Source organism: Hydrotalea sp. GW822-HT8A01, from assembly GCF_058798575.1.
The window spans coordinates 3,452,279-3,473,407 of the sequence record NZ_CM179506.1 but is presented as its reverse complement, the minus strand read 5'-3'; the positions used below and the strand labels follow the sequence as shown (position 1 = coordinate 3,473,407).

Sequence of the window (21,129 nt, the reverse complement as noted above, 5' to 3'; positions counted from 1 at the left end):
GCGTTAGTGGGCGGACAGTGGGAATAGAAACATTGAGCAATTAATAAACGTTGATGCTGGCAGACAGTTTTCGGTTTCAAAAGCCCACCAACGCAAAGCCCGAAACCTTTGTCTGCCATGATCTTTGCACTGTTTCGGTGGACAAAATTGTCATCTTTTAAAAAGATAGATTATGAAATCTTACTTCACTTTTTTCTTTCTGCTTTTCATCGCATCATGCGATAAAGAAAATAATCCGCCTTCAAACACACCTTCAAATCAAGTTTTCCCTAATGAGGTAGGTAATTATTGGGTTTATAAGTACAATGACGGCTCTAATAGCGAACAATACATTTTCGTTGACATTGTTGGAACTGGGACACTTCCAGATGGACAAAGCGCAACAATTTGGACAAGCACTTTACAAGATGCAACAAATCAAGAATATTTACTGGATAGTTCTTTCGTAGTTGTTGACGAACAAAAGGCAGTTTTCTATGGAGTACCATGTTTAACTTGTACAACCCCAATGCCCGACGAAAAACGCAGATATATTTTTCCTTTGCAAGTAAACAACAAATGGTTTACAGACAAATTTTTTGGTGACACAACAAAAGTCTTAAATGAAAGCAACTTAACAGTTCCAGCAGGCACATTTGATAATACTTTCCAATTATCAAAAACGGTTGGTTACGTTGTTAATTCGTTCACCAAAGACACTATTTGGTTAACGCCAAATATTGGAATGACAAAGTTCTATCAAAATGAATACAGCTTAGGACCACTGCCGGGAAACGGCATTTGGGAATTATCAAGCTATAAATTGAAATAGAATTAAGGCAGCCAACAAATGTATCCTATGTACCTAAGGTAGCCTGTCGGTTATTTTTTTGGCATGTTGTGAATATTATTGTTTTTGTTATTTTTTTTAAATAAATAAACCCTGCTACAGACTTGCCGCAGTAAATTGCTTACACCTCATGTTTAGTAGTCAGGGTTCATGAATATTTTACAATTCCAAATTCATAAGATTGTTGGTTGATTAGCACAAAGCGGATCCTGTTGAAAAGTATTCTTACAATTTTTATGATTACAATTTTACTATCCTTTCGTTTTATTTGTTCCTGGAAATACAGTGCCATTGCTGATTGATAAAAGTTCTTTTCGTAAATACTCCATTTGCGAAATCATATAATCAAGTGCCCTTCTGCGGCTTTGTTGTTTGCAGTCCAAAGCTTTTAGCCAGTTAATAAAATTATGGCTCCAGCTTGCATTGTCATATTGTTCAGGAATATCCATACCGCTAAATGCAAGCATACCTTTGATTCTGTTTTTGCAACGAGTCAAATCTTTCCAGATTCTCTTACGATGACGAAAGAATACCCGGTCGGCTTCCTGTTGTTCATCAGGAATATGGATGCTGTGTAACACTCCGGATTGTAATCTCATAGAAAGATTGTGGGCATCACGCGGATCTGTTTTTTGAAGAGAATCTTTTTGTGATTTAGGAATGTCGGCAGGATTAACCAGTAGGCATTCAATGCCAAGCCCTGAGAGTTGCCGTTGTATCCAGAAACCAAACTTTCCGGCTTCGTAAGTGGCTTTAAAAAACGGCACCGGGGAAATGTTTATGCAGGTAATCCGCCATCACCTGAGGGCCTGGGTTCTGATGGATATTTCGAATGAAAAGATCATTCAAATAGATACCTAGGTTCCAACTCTTTTTATGAATATCCATACCCACAAAAACAGTTTGACCGCAGAAATTTGCTTTAACTTTATTCATGGCTATTGAGGTTTGATAATGAAATTAAAAGTTACTGCAGCAATTTTTGATTGACTGCTACCTTAACTGCCTCAACAGCTTCTTTAACGAGCTTTTTAGGTTACATGGAGACTTGACGATAGCAGGGCTGACGTGCATTTCGTCAGCTTTTTGTTCGCTATCCGGCTTCTGTTCCGGCTGAAAACTCTCTGTTGAACTTTGGTTCTTATTCTGTACTTTAGTTCTTTATTCGGCTTCTGTTCCGGCGAAAGGTACATTGAATTCCATGTCATCGCCAATGTGTTGACGTTGCCTGCAAGCGTAGTTCAACACTATAAAAGCTTTGACAGACAAAAAATTATTAATTAATAAATGTATTTAATGAGAAACTTAATTTTCTTTATGCACACTTCACTTGACGGTTTTGTAGCAGGACTTAACGGAGAAATGGATTGGATAAATTTAGATGACACAATGTTTGATTTTGTTGCAACAATGACAGCACAAGCAGACACAGCACTCTATGGCCGGGTGACTTATGAAATGATGCAAAGCTATTGGCCAAAAGCAGGCGAACAACTAAACGCAACAAAACATGACATAGAGCATTCAAATTGGTATAATAAAGTTTCAAAAGTTGTATTATCTAAAACTATTTATGAAACTGGACTTCACAATACCAAAGTTATTGGCGACCAACTCTCGGACAACATCAATAAATTAAAGCAACAGGAGGGGAAAAATATTTTAATATTTGGAAGTCCTAGTGCTTCACAATCGTTATTAAATGAAGGATTAATTGACGAGTTTTGGCTTTTTGTTAATCCAATAATATTAGGAAAAGGCATGCCGCTATTTAAAGATATAACTGGGACTACTAAATTGAAATTCATAGAGTCTAAAACTTTTGCGAGTGGTGTAATTGCACTTCATTATGGAAAATTGTAAATCAATTGACTGTCAATAAAAACGCCAGTGCAGGCTGACGGAAGCCCTGTTTCAACTGTTATTTTTCAATTTAGCTTCATATCAGCTTGACGTTAGTAATTTAGTCTTAGTTCTTATCAACAACTTTTTTATCTTTATTCAGCTGCAGTTAACCGGGGCGGACGGAATTCTTCTATTTCCTGCACTTCGACAATACCTGTTCGTTAGCGGCAAGCAATCGTACTGACTCATGCCTTCAGGAACCCGACTGAGAAAATTGTGACGGTTTACAACACGCACCAGCCTGCTCTTAGAATGGAAAATTATTTTGAAGACGTTTGCAAAGTGCTTGACAAGCTTACGGACAACAGAACAAAAGATTTTAAAATGAACCTGAAGTCCATACTGTATATGAGTGTGCTCATGAACAATTACCGTAACGAGATCATTGCCAAAAATCCACCTGATGCAGCTATTAAACTTCTTGGTTTTATCAGTAAGCTCATAGGTATTAACACATATTTTATGTAAACTTGTAGTAGTATTATTAACCAAAATGTGTAAACTTTTTTTAGGACAAGTCAAAATAAAATTCACTTATGTCGACACTAAATAAAACATCAGTTGTACTATCATTGGCATACACAATCTTTTCTTCAATTAGCGCTAATGCCCAGGAAACAAAACCCTATAAGGCGAAAGAAATAGAGGTTTATAAAGGACAGGAAATAAAACCAACAGGTAAAAAGCAGGGGCAGGTAGCACGAGATGGAAAGCAGGAAGTGAGTTATTTCTTTGGTTTATATAATTATTGGGTTCCCGGTACTTCCTACACTGTGCCAGATTATACAAACAAAACTGAGGTACTCCGAACTTCAGCAGGTACCGGAGTACTTCCGGGAAGTATAAGAATTGATGGAAACGGTAGCTACACCTGGAACAGCAGTTGGGATGGTAAGATTATTAAAGGGAGTTGGAGAATAACCGGTGATAGCGATTATCCGATTGAATTGATGAAGGCCCAGGAAGGAAAGAATTGGAAAATTGGTAAATCGAACGATGAGGGTGTTGCTATCATTGTATGGAATGGCTCAACTTGGTATAATGGCAAAAGGATAAAAGGCGGAAAATGATTTTTGTAACATCGTTTTCGCTTTTAAAAAGTCGTGTGAAGGCGTTTGCGGCATTTTATTTTTTCTTTCTGGAAACTATTGCAAAGCATATTACTTTTTAAAGGAACTTTCGCGGAACAGAAGTAGGGCGGCCCACGGCATTGTGTTTATAAAATTGTGGATGGACAGACATTTATTCTCGGACAGCGTTCAGGTTGACAACCTTTTCGTGGGACAGCCCCACACGAACTTTTAAGAAAAATATAACGAACAAACAATCGCTTAACGTTACCAAACAGAAATAACAACACATCAATATGAAAAAAGGAAAAACAATCACAAACAAAATTACTGGTGAAAAAATTACCTGGGTTGAAACAAGTGCCGACACCAATGGTAAATACATTTTATTTGAGTTTGATGTTGCGCCAAAAGGCTATGTTCCCGTGAGGCATATTCACCCTTCGCAAAATGAGCATTTTGAAATACTATCAGGCTCTCTTCGACTTGAATTGAATGGAGAAACCAAGCATTTAAGCGCGTCAGACAAAATAGTTGTTCCTAAAGGGCAACCACACCAATGGTGGAACAATTCGCCCGACACGACTGTAAAAATGAAAATAAAATTTGAACCGGCACTGAAAACAGAAATATTTTTTGAGCAGTTTTTTGGACTGGCTAACGATGGCAAAACTAAAGCGGACGGTTCTCCAAAGTTCCTGCAGGTAATGGCTATGAGCAACACATACGAAATTTATATTTCAGGACCACCAATTCCTGCCCAAAAAATAATGAGTTTCGTATTAGGTGGCGTAGCTCGTTTGTTTGGGTTCAAAAAATATTACAAAAAATATAGTGAGTATTAGAGCCAATAGACGGGTAAGTTTTTCAATCGGGGACAATGACGTGAAACTAAACGCCACCTTCGGCAATTTGCGAACCGTTGTAAGCAATCCCACGGTGGACACAAACTTTCAATTCGAGTTACCAAGACGAAGGGCGAACACATAACAGGAAGTTTGCTGCTATGCTGGCAGACGAATATATTCTCAGCTTCATATCGCTATCAGCCCATATCCAGCCGACGGGATTCTATCAGCTTTTGTTGTTATCTTCATCAGCAGTTTTTCAATCGGTGGCGGCTCCGGGCAGGACATTATAAAATACCAGCACAGCAGCAACCTAAATATTTTCAATCTTCGTATGACTGAGCCTACGCGTACTTTTTTGTAGCTTGCAGCTACTAACCCCAATCTTCATTTATTCCAAATAGCTATTTGTATGCGTACAGGTGAAATAAAACTTAAAATTTATCTGTTCACACACCATCAATATTTATAAAAAAAAATCCCCTCAAAACAATCAAAGTCAACTGAAAAAAATTGCATGCCAACCCTTGCAAAATAATAAAAGGTAGTATTTAATTACCTGTTGTTCCATCCCGTACTTTCACTTTTTTTCGATGCTGGTTCTTTTTTTCGAATTGTAAAATTTCTTTTGGTTTATTACCGGTGTTTACTTTTTCTTTTGGTAAACTATCCTGCAATAATGTATTTTTATTGATTGTGTTTGCTGAAGTGTCTTTTTGATGCACACCAACGGGCTTTGGCTTTACGATGGCATCATAACTGTAGGTTTCTGTTCTTATTAAAGAAGAAGATCCCGGTAAATAATATTTCCAAACCCCGTCTTTCACCGCATATGCATTAATTTTAATGATTTTTTTGTCAACTTTATATTCATCATACAAATCGGGAACATAAATGGTATCATATTTTTTTTGTGGGTCTATTGCTTTCCAACTTTCCACATGTTCAAGTGAACCGTTGTAAAAATATTCCTGCTGGCCGTCTTTATTTCCCCAGCGATAATTTTCAACGGCAATTAAATCACCCATCAAACTGTACCTTCTCCATCTGCCTTCTTTCAAATTGTCTTTGTATTCTCCTTCTTCTTCATAACCGGGTTCACCCCTTAATTCATCTAAATGAATGAGCCATTTACCCTGTTTTTTATTGTTCATATCTATACAATTCAGGGTATCTCCACGATCAGAAATCATAAAAGTTTTGCATTGTGCAAAAACACCGGAATGAAAAATAGTTATAAGCGGTATGATTAACCAACGCATAAATTGTATATTAGATTTACGAATGTACTTTTTATTCCGCAATTAAGGTTTACGGTATAGTTCCGCATTCGTTTATGAAATGCTAAATGAGAAAATTATGCTAAAACTAACTTTTACCACTGTATGCTTGTGTATTGCCATAAGCCTGTTTGCACAAGTGCCTCCAACTTCAGCTGATCAAAGATTGAAGGGATTGGAGAAAAAATCGGCCTTGATAGCTCAATCAGTTATTAATCAAATTCCATTTAGAAATGTAGGTCCCAGCATTATGAGTGGTCGCGTTGTTGACCTAGCCGTAAACCCTAAAAACCCTACTCAGTTTTATGTGGCCTATGCAACCGGAGGATTATGGTATACCCAAAATAACGGACAGAGCTTTACCCCAGTTTTTGATAGTATGCAAGTGATTACAATAGGGGCCATAGCGGTTGACTGGACATCCGGTACCATTTGGGTAGGTACAGGCGAGGTAAATAGCAGTCGCTCATCATATGCAGGATTGGGTGTATATAAATCAAACAATCGTGGTAAAACATGGCAGTACATGGGATTACCTGAAAGTCATCATATTGGAAAAATTGTACTACATCCCACCAATAAAAATATTGCATGGGTTGCTGTACTGGGCCACTTGTATTCTCCCAATATAGAGCGGGGTGTATACAAAACAACAGATGGTGGTAAAACCTGGAAACAAACTTTGTTTGTGAATGAAAATACAGGAGTAGTAGATCTGGATATTCAATCAAAAAATCCATCGGTATTGTATGCGGCGGCATGGTACAGAACCCGCACTGCTGCTAACTTTGAAGAAAGTGGAGCGAGTAGCGGTATTTATAAAAGTACGGATGGCGGTAATTCCTGGAAGTTGATAACGAATGAAGGTGCAGGTTTCCCGGTTGGCAAAGGCGTTGGCAGAATTGGGTTAGCAACTGCTCATCAACATTCCAATTGGGTGTATGCTGTGGTAGATAATAATTTTCATTTGCCCGATACTGCAAAAAAAATGACCGATACATCAAAATACACCCTCACTGATTTTAAAGATTTATCGAAAGAAGCATTCCTTGCTTTAGATAATAAAAAATTAAATACTTTTTTACGACTGCGTAGAAATGGGATTCCTGAAAAATACACCGCAGAAATTATTAAAGAAAAAGTTAAAGCAAATGAATTAAAGCCCACCTGTATTTGGGATTATTTAATGGATGCAAATACTGCTTTATTCACAACACCCATTATTGGTTGCGAAGTATACAGGAGTGAGGATGCAGGTAAAACCTGGAAAAAAATGAATGATAAACAATTGAAATTATACAATACCTATGGCTATTACTTTGGTAAAATATTTGCCAGTGCTGCCAATGATGATAAATTGGTGATTACCGGTTTTGATGTTGAATTAAGTGAGGATGGTGGTAAAACATTTAAACCAATTAATAATGTATTAACCCATGCCGATCATCACATAGCCTGGATAAATCCTGCTGATGATCAACACATGATTATTGGTAATGATGGAGGTTGCAATATTACTTATGATGATGGTGCGCATTGGTTTAAGGCGAATACCCCATCCGTTGGTCAGTTTTACTCCGTTACTTATGATATGGCTACCCCTTACAATGTTTATGGTGGATTACAGGATAACGGCAGTTGGTTCGGCCCTTCAAACCATAAAGAGAATCCCGGATGGATGGCGAGTGGTTCCTATGCGTTTAAACCAATTAACGGTGGCGATGGTATGCAGGTGCAGGTTGATTGGAGCGATAATACAACGGTTTATTCCGGATTTCAGTTTGGAAATTATATGCGTAGCAATAAAAACAGGCGTGCATCTGTTGATGAGCCGGACGCAGATGCAGTTCCGGGAGAATCGGAAAGTTCAATAAAGTTGGTTACTGCTGCTAATGCAAAAGAGGATTCAACTATTTATATCCATCCGCGTGGCGATTTAGGAGAAGCGCCATTGCGTTTTAACTGGCAAACACCTATTTTATTAAGCAGACATAATCAGGATATTTTATACTATGGCAGTAATAAATTTCAACGTTCATTGCACCGGGGCGAAGATTTGGAAACATTAAGTAATGACTTAACAACCAATCCACCACAGGGCAATGTGCCATTTGGCACATTAACTACCATTAGTGAAAGTCCTTTGAGGTTTGGTTTGTTGTATGCCGGTGCCGATGATGGTTCATTACATGTTAGTTTTGATGATGGCTATACCTGGCAATCTATTCAGGATGGTTTACCTAAAGGCTTATATGTTAGCAGGGTAACTGCCAGTGCTTTTAAAGAAAGCAGGGTGTATGTAAGTTTAAATGGTTATCGGAATGATGATTTTAAGCCCTATTTATTTGTAAGCGATGATTATGGCAAAACCTGGAAGTCAATTGGTGCTGATTTGCCATATGAATCAATCAATGTTATAAAAGAAGACAACAAACTCAAAAATGTAATTTACGTGGGTACTGATGGCGGATTGTATGTAAGTGCCGACAATGGTATTACGTTTATGGGATGGGATAATGGTTTGCCTTTTAGTATTCCGATACACGATATTGCCATCCAACCTATTGCCAACGAAATTATATTAGGAACACATGGGCGCAGCATTTATATTGCTCCACTTAATGAAGTACAAACAAAACTTAAAAAATAATGTATACTACAATGTATAAGTAATATGCTGTAAAACAGCTTCAGGTAAGGCCGGTAGTTTTTTTCTTTCAATCAGAAAGGTAGACAGGCCGGCTAAATCTTTAAAAATAAAATGTTGTTGTGCAGCGCCTTCTAAATAGCCGGCTCCGCTGGTATTGCCGGTACCAACGCGCATGCCAATCATTCTGCGCACCATTGTTAAATGTTGATGGCGCCAGGTGCTTAATAAATGGTCTGTTTCAATCAATGCATCAATAATTTGGAATGAAGTTTGGAACAAAGGATAATTTCTGTATAGAATCATGAATAAGGCCGATTGCAGTGCAGATGCGGTAAACTGGTGCCTGAGTGCTTTACATTCTTCTTCTGTAAGATTACCATTGTTTTGATTGAATAAAACAAAATCAAAATCTGTTGATTTATTTTTTTCATGTATGTTTAAGCTTGTAACATATAAATGTCTGTAATCATTCCAGAAAGGGTGTTCTGTAATAGAAGATGGAGTTAATGAAATGGGCCGGTAAGTTTTCCATAAATCCGGTTTTAAATAAGGCATACGCTCTAACCATTTGTTCAATAATTCAGCTAATGATGGTGTAGCTTCTGCCTCATTAATGATTGAATAATCTGTCATCGTAAAGCCGCCATTGTTGGTTCTTTTGTAATAATCAGATCGGTGTCGTTGTTGCATTTTTAAACCCAATTTGACTTCAATCATTCTAAATTGTAAACTCTGAAAGCCGGATGCCGGAACAAGTAAATTCCGAAACGACAGGAAATCCAGTGGTGTCATCGTATCCAAAATGCGTACCTGTTGGTTTAATAAATTCAAGATGGTGTTGATTCTTTTAATGCGCTGCAAAATAATACCCGCATCTTCCGTATTATCATTTATGGTTTCTTTTCTGAAAATGGCAGTAATACTATCTATCTCAAATAAAATTTGTTTAAACCAAAGCTCATATGCCTGATGAATAATAATGAATAACATTTCATCATGTGCCGGCTCATTTCCTTTTTCAAAACTAGTGGGCTGCTGGCTGGATAAAATTTTATCTAATTGCAAATAGTTATGATAATAAGGTTGATTTGTTGCCATAACGCAATCGTTAATGTGGTAAATAGTACAAATAAAAAACTTCTGATTCAGATTCCTTTGTTTTTTTAATTTTCTCTTTGTTTTGTCTGCAATCCATTATGCCATTTTGCTGGTATATTTCTGGTATATTTTTTAAACTTGCTTAAATGTGTTTATTTTACACATCAATTCCAAAGCATACTTCAGCCAAGAACTTTATTTTTGTTTGGTGTGCATCAGTATGCGGGATTAAAAAATTAAATTTTAAAATGATGAAATCATTCCTGAGCTTTTTAACCGCCATTGTTTTTTTAACCGCCTGTAACCAGTCATCCCATCAGCAATCAGCAGTAGCTAAAAGTGATACTGCAATGATTGATGGCCATCCTGCCTGGATTATGCAGGGCAATATTTATGAAGTAAATATCCGTCAGTACACTGCTGCCGGAACTTTTAAAGCTTTTGAGCCCAATTTAGACCGACTGAAAGCAATGGGTGTACAAACTTTATGGTTTATGCCCATTAATCCCATCAGCAAAACAGATCGTAAAGGCAGCTTAGGAAGTTATTATGCAGTAAGTACTTATATGGATGTAAATCCTGAATTTGGTACAATGGCAGATTGGAAGCAGTTGGTTGCATTATGCCATGAAAAAGGTTTTAAAGTACTATTAGACTGGGTACCCAATCATACAGGAGCCGATCATTATTGGTTAACCAAACATCCTGATTTTTATGTGAAAGACAGTACAGGCAAACCTGCAATGGCAGCAGATTGGGCCGATACGCGTAAATTAAACTATGCCAATAATGAATTACGCGATACAATGATTGCGCAAATGAAATATTGGATTGATTCTACCGGAATAGATGGTTATCGTTGTGATGTGGCCAGTGATGTTCCAGATGATTTCTGGAAAAAATGCATTGCTACATTACGAAAAGATAAAAATATTTTTATGTTGGCCGAAGGCGATAAGCCTGCTTTAAATGAAGATGGTTTTGATGCCACTTATACCTGGAATGATTTTAATATCATGAAAGAAATTGCAAAAGGTAAAAAGCCGGCTTATGCAATAGATAGTGCCTTGCATAGAACAGATAGTTTGTTTCCCAAAAATGCCTTGCGCATGTATTTTACCAGTAATCATGATGAGAATAGCTGGAATGGAGCCGATTTCTCAACCATGCCCGGCGCCAGTCATGCCCCTTTTGCAGTATTTACGCAAACAATTGTGAGAAGTGTTCCCCTCATTTACAGCGGCCAGGAAGAACCTGTATTAAGGGCTATTCGCTTTTTTGATAAAGATACTATGGTATTTAATAAATACGAACGGGCACCCTTTTATGCTAAGTTATTGCATTTAAGAAGTGAAAATGAAGCTTTGGCTGCAAATGCAACATTTATGCAAATTCATACCAATGCCGATGATAAAGTATTTGCTTATTTACGAACCATGAACAATAAAAAAGTTTTAGTTGTTTTGAACTGGAGTAGCAAGCCCATTACCGTTACATTGAATCATCCACAAATTATAGGTAATACTACTGAATTATTTACGAATGAAAAGGTAAGTGTAACAAAAGGCATGTCATTGCCATTAAATGCCTGGGGTTATAAGGTATTTGTATATTAAAATATATTTCATTGCATTAACAAAAAAATACATTCTATATAATAATAATTTCATCATGCAGTTAAAAAATTTAACACAACACATCATTAATAAAAACAGCTTTTTATGTGTTGGTTTAGATACAGAGTTAAAGCGACTGCCCAAACATTTACAGCAGCAGCCCAATGCTGTGCTTCAATTTAATAAGGCTATTATAGATGCAACGAAAGATTATTGTGTGAGTTATAAAATCAATACTGCATTTTATGAAGCAATGGGTGCAAAGGGCTGGGATATAATGGAGGCAACCTTGCATTATATCCCAGCTACGCATTTTTCTATTGCTGATGCAAAGCGCGGCGATATTGGCAATACCGCTGCACAATATGCCCGCACGTTTTTTGAAGTATATCCTTTCGATGCTGTAACAGTAGCGCCATACATGGGTGAAGATAGTATTCGTCCGTTTTTAGAGTATAACCAGAAAGTCACCATTGTATTGGGCTTAACTTCAAACAAAGGCAGTGAAGATTTTGAACAGTTAATCGTTCAGGAAACAGGCGGTAATTCCGGTGCTTATTCACAAAAAAAACTGTACGAAAAAGTTATAGAAAAAGTAGCAAACTGGGGAACAACTGAGCAATTAATGTTTGTGGTAGGTGCAACCAAAACTGTGGAAATGAAACAAATTCGTTCAATTGTTCCGGAACACTTTTTTCTGGTGCCGGGGGTTGGTGCACAGGGCGGCAATTTAAATGAAGTGGCTGATTTTGGATGGAATAAAAATATTGGACTTTTAGTAAATGCCAGTAGAAGCATTATTTATGCAGATGATACTGAAAATTTTCAAATAACTGCAGCTGCTGCAGCTGCAAAATACCAATTGATTATGCAACAGATACTTTCTCAAAAATTACTGTAATTTTTTTATCAGTGCTGCAATCATTTGTGCCCATTGCCGATACATTGTAGCGGTGTAGTGTAACCCATCATCCGTAAAATATCCTTCTTCAACAATATACTTTGTTAAGTTGGCGATATTGATAAAATGTACACCTGCTTTGTTGCAATGTGCTTCACAAATAACATTCAATGTATCAATTTCTTTGTGAATTTTTTCAATGTTTGTTGCATGTTTACGCGCTGCAAAAGGCGAATAACCCCAATCGGGAATTGCAATGCCCATTACTTTGCCAGGTTGGTTCCCTGTATAATGTATGGCTTTTTGTAACAGGAATTGATAATCATTTTCAAATTCAATAATATCGTAATTTCTGTATTGGTTATTAACACCAATTAATAATGTTACAAAATCATAATTTGTGCTGAACGGGTGATGAATTAAATATTCTGCCAGCTCAAAACTGGTCCAACCGGTTTGGGCAATTATTTCGGGCGCATTGCAATGAATCTGCATTTGGCGAAGCAGCTGCATCAGTTGATAAGGAAAACTATCATACAATGGTGCACCTTCACCAATGGTGTAGGAATCGCCGAGGCAAAGTAACTGATGAATCGGTTTCATATTAAAATTCATTTTTTAATATTTCATAAAATGCAAATATATCTTGAAAACTGCAATACAATGGTGCCGGAGCTATACGAATTACCCCCGGTTCTCTGAAATCTACTATTATTCCTTTTTCCAACATTTTGCTGTGTATGGTTTTGCCATTTTCTTTAAAATAAAGCGATAATTGTGCACCCCGTTCTTCAGGTGCTGCGGGTGTAATCATTTCAAACCCAATACCGGGTAATTGCTTTAATAGAAAATCCAGATAACCGGTTAATGCTATGCTTTTCCTGCGAATTGCATCCATGCCTGCTGCTTCAAAAATTTCGAGCGATGCCATTAGTGCGGCAGTATTCATCACTTGTGTAGTGCTTATGTTCCAACCGCTGGCATTGTTTTTTGGTTTAAAACCTTTTTCCATTTTAAATCGTTCTTGTTCATCATTTCCCCACCATCCACCTAAACGCGGAAAGTTAATATCGGTGGCATATTGTTCATGAATATATATACCTCCAATTGCTCCCGGCCCGCCATTCAAATATTTATAACTGCACCATACGGCAAAATCTACATTCCATTCGTGTAACTGAACCGGTACATTACCGGCAACATGTGCCAAATCAAAAGCTGCAACGGCACCTGCTTTGTGTGTAATAGCTGTAATAGCTTTTATATCAAACAATTGACCGGTATAATATTGAATGCCACCTATTAAAACCAAGGCTAATTGGCCAGCATTTTTTTCAATAGTGTCAATAATATCTTTGGTTTGTAAAGTTTTATTACCCGGTTTCGGTTCAATTTCAATAATAGTAGTAGCAGGATCTAAACCAAAATGTTTAACCAGTGTTTCAACCGCATATTGGTCGGAAGGAAAAGCACCGGCTTCCATAATAATTTTAAATTTTTTTGTATCAGGTTTATAAAAACTGAGCAGCAGTAAGTGCAAATTCACCGTTAAGGTATTCATCACCGTTACTTCATGTGGCAAGCATCCCATAATTTTTGCCAGTGCCGGTTTTAAGTATTCCTGATAATACAACCAGGGATGGGTGCCGGTAAAAAAGCCTTCAATGGCGTGGCTACGCCAGGAAGCCAATTCCGTTTCTATGATGGTTGCAGCCTTTTTGGGTTGTAATCCTAATGAGTTGCCACAAAAGTAAATGGCCGCTTTATTATGAATGGTTGGGAAATAAAACGCATTACGATATATTTTTAAAGGATCATTTTCATCGGCATTTTTAGCAAATGCAAAATCTGTACTGTAGGCTGTCATCATTTTCTGTTTGTACAAATTAACTCTATTTGCTTCAAATATTTTTCGGCTGTTTATGGATAAGCGGTTTTTTGCGTATTGGTTAATTGGCTATTTTTAATCTTCCAAAAAAATGCTATGAGAAAATTATTTTTATTGATGGTGTTATTGGTGTGTACATCCATATTGTATGCCCAACAATTGGTTACAAAAGCCAATTATGAAATGGCCGCAAAATATTCGCCCAATAGATTAAAGAAAATGGTTTTTAGTACATCTGTTGATCCGCACTGGCTCAAAAAATCGAATCGTTTTTGGTATATGTATGAAACCACAGCAGGTAAAAAGTGGTTCTTGATAGATCCGTCGAAAAATGAAAAAAAGTTATTGTTTGATAATGATAAGCTGGCTGCTGCCATTACACTAATTGTAAAAGACCCTTTTGATGCACAGCATTTGCCGATTGATAGTTTGAAATTTGTTAAAGACGAAAACTGGATTCAATTTCAAATTAAAAGCTCATTAGACGAAGTGCAAACCGATACTTCCAAAAATAAAAATGAAGCAACCCCACCAAAGAAAAAAGTATTTTATTTTGAATACAACATCAATACCAATGAGTTGGTGGAACTGAAAGATTTTAAGCGCCCGCTTCGCAAACCCGCCTGGGCAAATATTTCGCCCGATAGTTCCATTGTTTTATTTGGAAGAGAGAATAATTTGTATTGGATGGATAAGCTGAATTATGAAAAAGCTTTGAAAAATGAAGACGATTCTACCATTGTAGAACATGCTTTAACAAAAGATGGAATTGAAAATTTTAGTTATTACAACGCCTCTAATTTATCAGGAACCGGTGAATCGAATGTAGATAAGGAAAAAAATAAAAAGAAACGCAAAGCTGTTTGGGCTTATTGGTCGCCCAATAGCCGTTATTTTTCTTTAACCAGGGTAGATAATCGGAATGTACAGGATTTATGGGTCATTAACAGCATGGCACAACCCCGGCCTACTTTAGAAACGTATAAATATTGGATGCCCGGTGAAAAACAATCACCGGTAGATCATTTGTATCTTTTTGACATGCAAAAACAGGAAGGCAAAGAATTACAAGTAAATGCTTTTAAAGATCAGGACATTAGCATATGGGCAGCACCGGATAAAAAGAATAATCGGGATGATGATACCCGCCCCAGCATTTGGTTAGGTAATAATCAGGCCTTTTATTTTACTCGTACCAGCCGCGATTTAAAAAGAATTGATATTTGCAAAGCCTGGGTAATGCCCGATACTATTCAAACATTAATTGAAGAGCGTTTTAATACTTATGTAGAGGTAAGGAGGTTAGGACTGGTAAATGATGGCAAAGAACTTATTGAATGGAGTGAAAGAGATGGATGGGGTCATTTTTATTTGTATGATGGCAACGGAAAATTCAAAAACCAAATCACATCAGGCCCTTATCATTGCGAGGATATATTAGGCATTGACGCAAATAAAAGAATATTGTATTTTACTGCCAATGCCAGAGAGAAAAATGAAAATCCCTATTACCTGCATGCCTATAGTATTCATTTTGACGGTACAGGATTAACCTTACTTAATCCGGGGAATTTTGATCATGTGGTGGAGATGAATGATGATAACCGTTATTTCGTAGACAATTTCAGCAGGGTAAATACTGTGCCTGCCTCAGTTTTATACAACAGTGAAGGTAAAGCAGTTATGAATTTGGAAACGGCAGATTTATCTGCTTTAATGGCTACTGGTTATCATTTTCCCGAACCATTTAGTGTAAAGGCCGATGATGGTATAACCGATTTATATGGTGTATTGTATAAACCTTTTGATTTTGATTCCACCAAAAAATATCCCGTAATAGAATATGTATATCCAGGCCCGCAAACGGAGGCAGTAAATACAGCATTTTCTACCAATATGAACAGAACCGATCGGTTGGCACAATTGGGTTTTGTAGTAGTAACAGTTGGAAACAGAGGTGGCAACCCTTCGTACAGCAAATGGTACCATACGTATGGATATGGTAATTTACGTGATTATGGTTTGGCCGATAAAAAAACTGCTGCAGAGCAGTTATGTAATAAATATAGTTTCATGGATATCAATCGTGTGGGTATTCATGGGCATAGTGGGGGTGGATTTATGAGTGCAGCTGCCATGTTGGTATATCCTGACTTTTTTAAAGTAGCCGTTGCATCATCGGGTAATCATGATAACAGTATTTATAACCGTTGGTGGAGTGAGAAGCATCATGGTGTAAAAGAGGTAATTAAAGGAGGCGATACCAGTTTTGTGTATAGTATCGATAAAAATCCAACCATTGCCAGCCATTTAAAAGGTCATCTAATGCTTTCTACTGGCGATATTGATAACAATGTGCATCCTGCCAACACCATTCGTTTGGCGAATGCACTCATAAAAGCCAATAAACGATTCGATTTGATCATGCTGCCCGGCCAACGACATGGTTATGGTGATATGACTGAGTATTTCTGGTGGCGCATGGCCGATTATTTTTCACAATACTTAATGGGCGATCATACTGAGCGGAATGTAGATATTACTGAAATGGATAATGATATTCCCATGAGTAAGTAAAAATGAACAGCACACAAGTTTCAGACAATAAAAAAGCTGCCTCCAAAATGGGGCGGCCTTTTTTATAAGACTATTTTTATTTGTAAAGTTAGCTTGCTAGAAAAGCTCTGTAATCGGCCATTCGGGCTAAGTTATGTTTAATGGAAAAATAACGCAGATTACTGTCTTCTTTAATTTTTGGAACATTTTGAATGCCGGTTTTTTTTACCATTAATTCATGCAAATTACGCACTTCATCTTCTGTAATATCCAGCAAATAAGCCATACGCGGAACAGTAAGACCCATTACATGAAAAATAAGATACTTGCGTTCTAATTCCGTATAATTATATGGATTAACATTTCTGATTTTTACTTCCCGATAAGCTAACGAATCTTCAATGATGGTAGGATAAGGCAATGAGGTTCTGGGATCCAGATAAAACTCCTCACCATTCATAATTCTTTGAAAAGCATCAATAATCAGGTCTTCAAAGAAGGGCTTCATGATAAACCCTTCTGCCAGACAAAGTGTGGCATTAAATAGGTTTTCTTCCGTATCATGAACGGTGAGTATTAAAATCTTAATATTGGGATAAAAAATCTTCATGTAATGGGCAAGCGATGCTCCATCTGCTCCGGGCATATTAATATCAATTACCAATAAGTCAGGCAGGGGCTTCTTTGCAATTTCCAGGTCTTTGATATACACTAAAAATTCATAAACGGAGTAGCAAGCCTTCTCCATCACAAAGTCGGTACGCTCTATAAAAAAATCTCTAAAGCGCCAATGGGTTCGGTAGTGGTCATCTACCATAACAAATCTGTACATGCACGTAAGTATTGGTTAATAATTAGCATAATTCTGCCATCCACTAAACTTCATGCTTTATCTTCTTTTTTGATTTGTTGGGGACAATTTCAAGCAGCAAATTACATTTTTTTGCAGCAATTTTCCAAAAATCCTTTTTAACAGATATTTTCACCCATTTAACCGTTCTTAATTTATTAATCCATTTTTTTAAACAGCATCTTTTATTTTCGTTTAAAAATGAGATTATGAGAAGAAAACTATTTTTTATTGCAATACTGTTTTATGTGCCTTTAACATCAATGGCATGGGGCATGTTAGGCCATCGGGTAGTTGGCCAGATAGCTGAAAGTTATTTAACTCCAAAAGCTGCTGCAGCCATTAAAGATATTTTAGGCAATGAAACCATGGCTTTAGCCAGTACATGGGCCGATTTTGTAAGATCTGATCATGAATACGATTATATCTCTCCATGGCATTACATAAATGTAGCCGATAATTTAACGCAGGAGGAATTGAATGCTTATCTGGCGCAGGATACCATTGCAGATGCATATACCAAAATTAATTTTTTAGCCAATGAATTAAAACGCAAAGACTTATCGAAGGATGTCAAAAAAATGTATGTACGTTTATTGATTCATATCGTTGGGGATGTACATCAGCCCATGCACGTTAGCCGGGAAGAAGATGCCGGCGGAAATAAAATTAAAGTGTTTTGGTTTGGCCAGCCTACCAATTTACATTCGGTTTGGGATGATAAATTAATCAGCAGTGAGCAGTTAAGCTATACGGAATATACCAATGCCATCAATTATACCAACAAAGCGCAACGCCAGGCCTGGATGCAGCAACCCGTTAGTCAATGGATTTATGACTCTTATGTAATAGCACAAAAACTATATGCTGAAGTAAAAGCACCCGATCAAAAATTAAGTTACCGATATGTGTACGACCATATTCAAACTGCTAATGAGCAATTATTAAAAGGCGGTGTGCATTTGGCCGGTTTAATGAATCAGATTTTTGGATAATCAGGTAGCAGGATTCACATACTCCTTTTCGCTTTTTGCAATAACAATGGTAGCAACGCCATTACCAATTAAATTGGTGATGGCTCTTGCTTCACTCATAAATTTATCTACTCCTAATAAAAATGCCAAACCTTCTACAGGTATGGTGTGTATGGCAGTAAGGGTAGTGGTTAATACAATAAAGCCGCTGCCGGTGACACCCGCAGCTCCTTTTGAGGTAAGCATTAGTATCAGTATTAACATCAGTAAATGCTCAAAACTTAAATGTACCTGATACAATTGTGCTATAAAAATGACTGCCATTGATAAATAGATGGAAGTACCATCCAAATTGAATGAATAACCGGTAGGTATTACCAAACCTACTACCGTTTTACTGCAGCCCATCTTTTCTAGTTTCGACATTAAAGTAGGCAAGGCAGCTTCTGATGAAGAGGTTCCCAACACCAATAAAAGCTCTTCTTTTATAGCCACCAAATATTTCCAGATACTTAAATTGTAATATTTTAAAATGCTGCCCAATACCATAAAAACAAACAAGGCAGATGCTCCATAAACACAAGCCACTAATTTGGCAAGTGGCAGCAGCGTAGCCAATCCAAATTTACCTACGGTAAAAGCCATTCCTCCAAAAGCGCCTACCGGCGCCAGATACATCACATATTTTAGTGCAATAAAAACATAATGTGATAATTTGCCTAGTTGATGAATAATGTTGATTCTGTGTTTATGTTTGTTAATAATAATCCCTGCAATGATGGCCAATAATAAAGCTTGAATGGTGGTATTGGATTGCAAAAAACTGAGCCAGTTAAATGATTCGGATGCAGTAGTTGCTTTTACCGCTGCTGCCACAGGTAATAACTGTTTATTAATATTTCCAGGCTTAAGTATTAACGCTACACCCATTCCAATCAACAAGGAAAGCGTTGTAATGAGCTCGAAATAAATAATGGATTTTATACCAATTCGGCCCACCTTTTTCAAATCGCCCATGCTCGAAATACCCAATACAATGGTGAAGAAAATAATGGGAACAATAAAAATTTTTATTAAATCAACGAAATAAGTGCCTAAAAACTTCATGGAAACGGCTGTATCAGGGGAAAAAACACCCAATGCAATAGCAGTAATAATTGCAATAAAAACATAAAAAGTTAAGTGGCTGAGAATTTTTTTCAAAATAGCTTGTTTAGCAGTGTAATGTTCAAGTAGTTGATATACAAATATAAAGTTGAAACCCATTAAATATTATTCATAAAAAAACAGATGCCGGATGAAGATTCAATTCATCAATCAATATTGCGTTCGAAGCAAGGGCAATCCTAAAAGAAAAATGTAACAAAATGCGGAGAGATGTGTGCATCTTGTTACATTTGTTTTAATTGTATTAGGTGTGTAGTTTAAAACCTGTTTTCCTGAAATTCAACGATTCATTCTAATAAAAAAAAGAATATGGCTGCCAGAACCGATTTATTCCAGTCACCAGATTATTTTCAGTTAGATGATTTATTAACCGAAGAACACAAAATGGTACGGGATGCTGTGCGTAATTATGTAAAAAAAGAAATTTCGCCCATTATAGAAGAATATGCACAAAATGCAACTTTTCCCGAACAAATTGTATCACAATTGGGTCAATTAGGCTGCTTCGGGCCCACCATTCCGGCACAATATGGCGGTGGCGGTTTAGATTATATTAGTTATGGATTAATGATGCAGGAATTGGAACGGGGTGATAGCGGGGTTCGTTCTACTGCCAGTGTTCAGGGCTCGTTGGTGATGTTCCCTATTTATGCGTATGGTAATGAGGAACAGCGTAACAAATATCTGCCCAAATTAGCTTCTGGTGAATGGTTGGGTTGTTTCGGATTAACTGAACCCAATCACGGCAGTAACCCTGCGGGTATGCTTACCCATTTTACAGAGGCAGGCGATCATATCATTTTGAATGGTGCTAAAATGTGGATTAGTAATGCGCCATTTGCTGATGTTGCGGTAGTTTGGGCAAAAAATGAAGCGGGTGAAGTGCAGGGCGTAATTGTAGAAAGAGGTATGGAAGGTTTTACAACACCCACAACACATGGAAAATGGAGTTTGCGAGCCAGTGCCACCGGCGAATTGGTTTTTCATGATGTAAAAGTGCCTAAAGCCAATATTTTACCCAATGTTAAAGGGTTAAAAGGTCCTTTAAATTGTTTAACAAAAGCCCGTTATGGTATTGCTTGGGGTGCATTGGGAGCAGCGATGGATTGCTATGATACAGCTTTGCGATACAGCAAAGAAAGGGTTCAATTTGGGAAACCGATTGGTGCATTTCAGTTGCAGCAGAAAAAACTGGCTGAAATGATTACAGAAATTACCAAAGCACAACTATTGGTTTGGCGTTTGGGTGTATTAATGAATGAAGCAAAAGCAACACCGGCTCAGGTAAGTATGGCTAAACGGAATAGTTGTGAAATTGCCGCAAATATTGCAAGAGATGCCCGGCAAATATTGGGTGGCATGGGCATTACAGGCGAATATTCAGTGATGCGCCACATGATGAATCTGGAAAGTGTGATTACATACGAAGGAACGCATGATATTCACCTTTTAATTACTGGAATGGATATTACAGGCTTTAATGCATTTACATAAGCA

General features: G+C 37.2%; 18 protein-coding genes. 10 read left to right on the top strand and 8 right to left on the bottom strand.

Translation table 11 applies throughout. From position 1 onward, the window contains the following. Window positions 1-172: 172 nt before the first annotated feature. Window positions 173-811, top strand: a complete 639-nt coding sequence (locus AC3QLY_RS15405; RefSeq protein ID WP_074419045.1) for a hypothetical protein — start codon at window positions 173-175, stop codon at window positions 809-811. Between the two features lie 269 nt (window positions 812-1,080). Here the strand turns inward: AC3QLY_RS15405 and AC3QLY_RS15400 are convergent, their stop codons facing one another. Both AC3QLY_RS15400 and AC3QLY_RS15395 read right to left on the bottom strand, forming a co-directional pair. Continuing rightward, on the bottom strand, window positions 1,081-1,596 hold the full coding sequence (locus AC3QLY_RS15400) for an IS110 family transposase (RefSeq protein ID WP_492990023.1): 516 nt from the start codon (window positions 1,594-1,596) through the stop codon (window positions 1,081-1,083). After that, window positions 1,583-1,765, bottom strand: a complete 183-nt coding sequence (locus tag AC3QLY_RS15395) for a hypothetical protein (protein ID WP_492990021.1) — start codon at window positions 1,763-1,765, stop codon at window positions 1,583-1,585. The genes AC3QLY_RS15400 and AC3QLY_RS15395 overlap by 14 nt, the downstream gene beginning before the upstream one ends. Before the next feature lie 360 nt (window positions 1,766-2,125). Here AC3QLY_RS15395 and AC3QLY_RS15390 point away from each other — a divergent pair, with 360 nt between their 5' ends. The 3 genes from AC3QLY_RS15390 to AC3QLY_RS15380 all read left to right on the top strand — a co-directional run bounded on the left by AC3QLY_RS15390 (window position 2,126) and on the right by AC3QLY_RS15380 (window position 4,649). Further along, window positions 2,126-2,692 carry a dihydrofolate reductase family protein gene (locus AC3QLY_RS15390; protein WP_492990019.1) on the top strand — a complete coding sequence of 189 codons (567 nt, stop codon included), beginning with the start codon at window positions 2,126-2,128 and terminating at the stop codon, window positions 2,690-2,692. A gap of 578 nt (window positions 2,693-3,270) precedes the next feature. Beyond that, window positions 3,271-3,804, top strand: a complete 534-nt coding sequence (locus tag AC3QLY_RS15385; protein WP_492990017.1) for a hypothetical protein — start codon at window positions 3,271-3,273, stop codon at window positions 3,802-3,804. A gap of 296 nt (window positions 3,805-4,100) precedes the next feature. Then, window positions 4,101-4,649, top strand: a complete 549-nt coding sequence (locus tag AC3QLY_RS15380) for a cupin domain-containing protein (protein WP_074419040.1) — start codon at window positions 4,101-4,103, stop codon at window positions 4,647-4,649. 554 nt (window positions 4,650-5,203) lie between these two features. On the opposite strand, the gene AC3QLY_RS15375 is transcribed toward AC3QLY_RS15380, so the two are convergent. After that, entirely contained in the window at window positions 5,204-5,914 is a 711-nt protein-coding gene (locus tag AC3QLY_RS15375) for a hypothetical protein (RefSeq protein WP_143439422.1), read from the bottom strand. A gap of 97 nt (window positions 5,915-6,011) precedes the next feature. Here AC3QLY_RS15375 and AC3QLY_RS15370 point away from each other — a divergent pair, with 97 nt between their 5' ends. Next, window positions 6,012-8,582 (top strand): WD40/YVTN/BNR-like repeat-containing protein, encoded by a 2,571-nt coding sequence (locus AC3QLY_RS15370; RefSeq protein ID WP_074420701.1) that lies wholly within the window; start codon window positions 6,012-6,014, stop codon window positions 8,580-8,582. A 6-nt stretch (window positions 8,583-8,588) separates the two neighbouring features. Here AC3QLY_RS15370 and AC3QLY_RS15365 read toward each other — a convergent pair whose 3' ends face one another. Then, window positions 8,589-9,680: a tryptophan 2,3-dioxygenase family protein gene (locus tag AC3QLY_RS15365; protein WP_218330639.1), complete on the bottom strand. Its 1,092-nt coding sequence runs from the start codon at window positions 9,678-9,680 to the stop codon at window positions 8,589-8,591. Window positions 9,681-9,928: 248 nt separating this feature from the next. Here AC3QLY_RS15365 and AC3QLY_RS15360 point away from each other — a divergent pair, with 248 nt between their 5' ends. Both AC3QLY_RS15360 and pyrF read left to right on the top strand, forming a co-directional pair. Continuing rightward, window positions 9,929-11,296: an alpha-amylase family glycosyl hydrolase gene (locus AC3QLY_RS15360; protein WP_288071451.1), complete on the top strand. Its 1,368-nt coding sequence runs from the start codon at window positions 9,929-9,931 to the stop codon at window positions 11,294-11,296. A 55-nt stretch (window positions 11,297-11,351) separates the two neighbouring features. Beyond that, window positions 11,352-12,197 (top strand): orotidine-5'-phosphate decarboxylase, encoded by an 846-nt coding sequence (gene pyrF / locus AC3QLY_RS15355; protein ID WP_492990014.1) that lies wholly within the window; start codon window positions 11,352-11,354, stop codon window positions 12,195-12,197. Here the strand turns inward: pyrF and AC3QLY_RS15350 are convergent. Further along, window positions 12,189-12,800, bottom strand: a complete 612-nt coding sequence (locus tag AC3QLY_RS15350) for an SGNH/GDSL hydrolase family protein (RefSeq protein ID WP_218330636.1) — start codon at window positions 12,798-12,800, stop codon at window positions 12,189-12,191. The two genes, pyrF and AC3QLY_RS15350, sit on opposite strands and share 9 nt — an antisense overlap. Window position 12,801: 1 nt before the next feature. Continuing rightward, complete coding sequence (gene kynU / locus AC3QLY_RS15345) at window positions 12,802-14,067, bottom strand: kynureninase (protein ID WP_492990012.1); 1,266 nt, start codon at window positions 14,065-14,067, stop codon at window positions 12,802-12,804. Window positions 14,068-14,181: 114 nt separating this feature from the next. Here kynU and AC3QLY_RS15340 point away from each other — a divergent pair, with 114 nt between their 5' ends. Beyond that, window positions 14,182-16,662 carry a S9 family peptidase gene (locus AC3QLY_RS15340; protein WP_492990010.1) on the top strand — a complete coding sequence of 827 codons (2,481 nt, stop codon included), beginning with the start codon at window positions 14,182-14,184 and terminating at the stop codon, window positions 16,660-16,662. Between the two features lie 88 nt (window positions 16,663-16,750). Here AC3QLY_RS15340 and AC3QLY_RS15335 read toward each other — a convergent pair whose 3' ends face one another. Then, window positions 16,751-17,473 (bottom strand): response regulator, encoded by a 723-nt coding sequence (locus tag AC3QLY_RS15335; RefSeq protein WP_074417562.1) that lies wholly within the window; start codon window positions 17,471-17,473, stop codon window positions 16,751-16,753. 227 nt (window positions 17,474-17,700) lie between these two features. Between AC3QLY_RS15335 and AC3QLY_RS15330 the strand changes: the two genes are divergently transcribed. Next, window positions 17,701-18,486 (top strand): S1/P1 nuclease, encoded by a 786-nt coding sequence (locus tag AC3QLY_RS15330; protein ID WP_074417561.1) that lies wholly within the window; start codon window positions 17,701-17,703, stop codon window positions 18,484-18,486. Here the strand turns inward: AC3QLY_RS15330 and AC3QLY_RS15325 are convergent, their stop codons facing one another. Next, window positions 18,487-19,668, bottom strand: coding sequence for a cation:dicarboxylate symporter family transporter (locus AC3QLY_RS15325; protein ID WP_492990007.1), 1,182 nt, complete (start codon window positions 19,666-19,668; stop codon window positions 18,487-18,489). Window positions 19,669-19,941: 273 nt separating this feature from the next. Between AC3QLY_RS15325 and AC3QLY_RS15320 the strand changes: the two genes are divergently transcribed. Further along, the gene (locus AC3QLY_RS15320; RefSeq protein WP_074419034.1) at window positions 19,942-21,126 is read left to right on the top strand and encodes an acyl-CoA dehydrogenase family protein; all 1,185 of its coding nucleotides are present in this window, start codon (window positions 19,942-19,944) and stop codon (window positions 21,124-21,126) included. Window positions 21,127-21,129: the final 3 nt, after the last annotated feature.

Coding starts and splice junctions, on each gene's coding strand:
- AC3QLY_RS15395 (WP_492990021.1), bottom strand. CDS start 1,765: ATGAATAAAGTTAAAGCAAATTTCTGCGGTCAAACTGTTTTTGTGGGT.
- AC3QLY_RS15350 (WP_218330636.1), bottom strand. CDS start 12,800: ATGAAACCGATTCATCAGTTACTTTGCCTCGGCGATTCCTACACCATT.
- AC3QLY_RS15370 (WP_074420701.1), top strand. CDS start 6,012: ATGCTAAAACTAACTTTTACCACTGTATGCTTGTGTATTGCCATAAGC.
- AC3QLY_RS15330 (WP_074417561.1), top strand. CDS start 17,701: ATGAGAAGAAAACTATTTTTTATTGCAATACTGTTTTATGTGCCTTTA.
- AC3QLY_RS15320 (WP_074419034.1), top strand. CDS start 19,942: ATGGCTGCCAGAACCGATTTATTCCAGTCACCAGATTATTTTCAGTTA.
- AC3QLY_RS15390 (WP_492990019.1), top strand. CDS start 2,126: ATGAGAAACTTAATTTTCTTTATGCACACTTCACTTGACGGTTTTGTA.
- AC3QLY_RS15335 (WP_074417562.1), bottom strand. CDS start 17,473: ATGTACAGATTTGTTATGGTAGATGACCACTACCGAACCCATTGGCGC.
- AC3QLY_RS15385 (WP_492990017.1), top strand. CDS start 3,271: ATGTCGACACTAAATAAAACATCAGTTGTACTATCATTGGCATACACA.
- kynU (WP_492990012.1), bottom strand. CDS start 14,067: ATGATGACAGCCTACAGTACAGATTTTGCATTTGCTAAAAATGCCGAT.
- AC3QLY_RS15405 (WP_074419045.1), top strand. CDS start 173: ATGAAATCTTACTTCACTTTTTTCTTTCTGCTTTTCATCGCATCATGC.
- AC3QLY_RS15375 (WP_143439422.1), bottom strand. CDS start 5,914: ATGCGTTGGTTAATCATACCGCTTATAACTATTTTTCATTCCGGTGTT.
- AC3QLY_RS15340 (WP_492990010.1), top strand. CDS start 14,182: ATGAGAAAATTATTTTTATTGATGGTGTTATTGGTGTGTACATCCATA.
- AC3QLY_RS15380 (WP_074419040.1), top strand. CDS start 4,101: ATGAAAAAAGGAAAAACAATCACAAACAAAATTACTGGTGAAAAAATT.
- pyrF (WP_492990014.1), top strand. CDS start 11,352: ATGCAGTTAAAAAATTTAACACAACACATCATTAATAAAAACAGCTTT.
- AC3QLY_RS15365 (WP_218330639.1), bottom strand. CDS start 9,680: ATGGCAACAAATCAACCTTATTATCATAACTATTTGCAATTAGATAAA.
- AC3QLY_RS15360 (WP_288071451.1), top strand. CDS start 9,929: ATGATGAAATCATTCCTGAGCTTTTTAACCGCCATTGTTTTTTTAACC.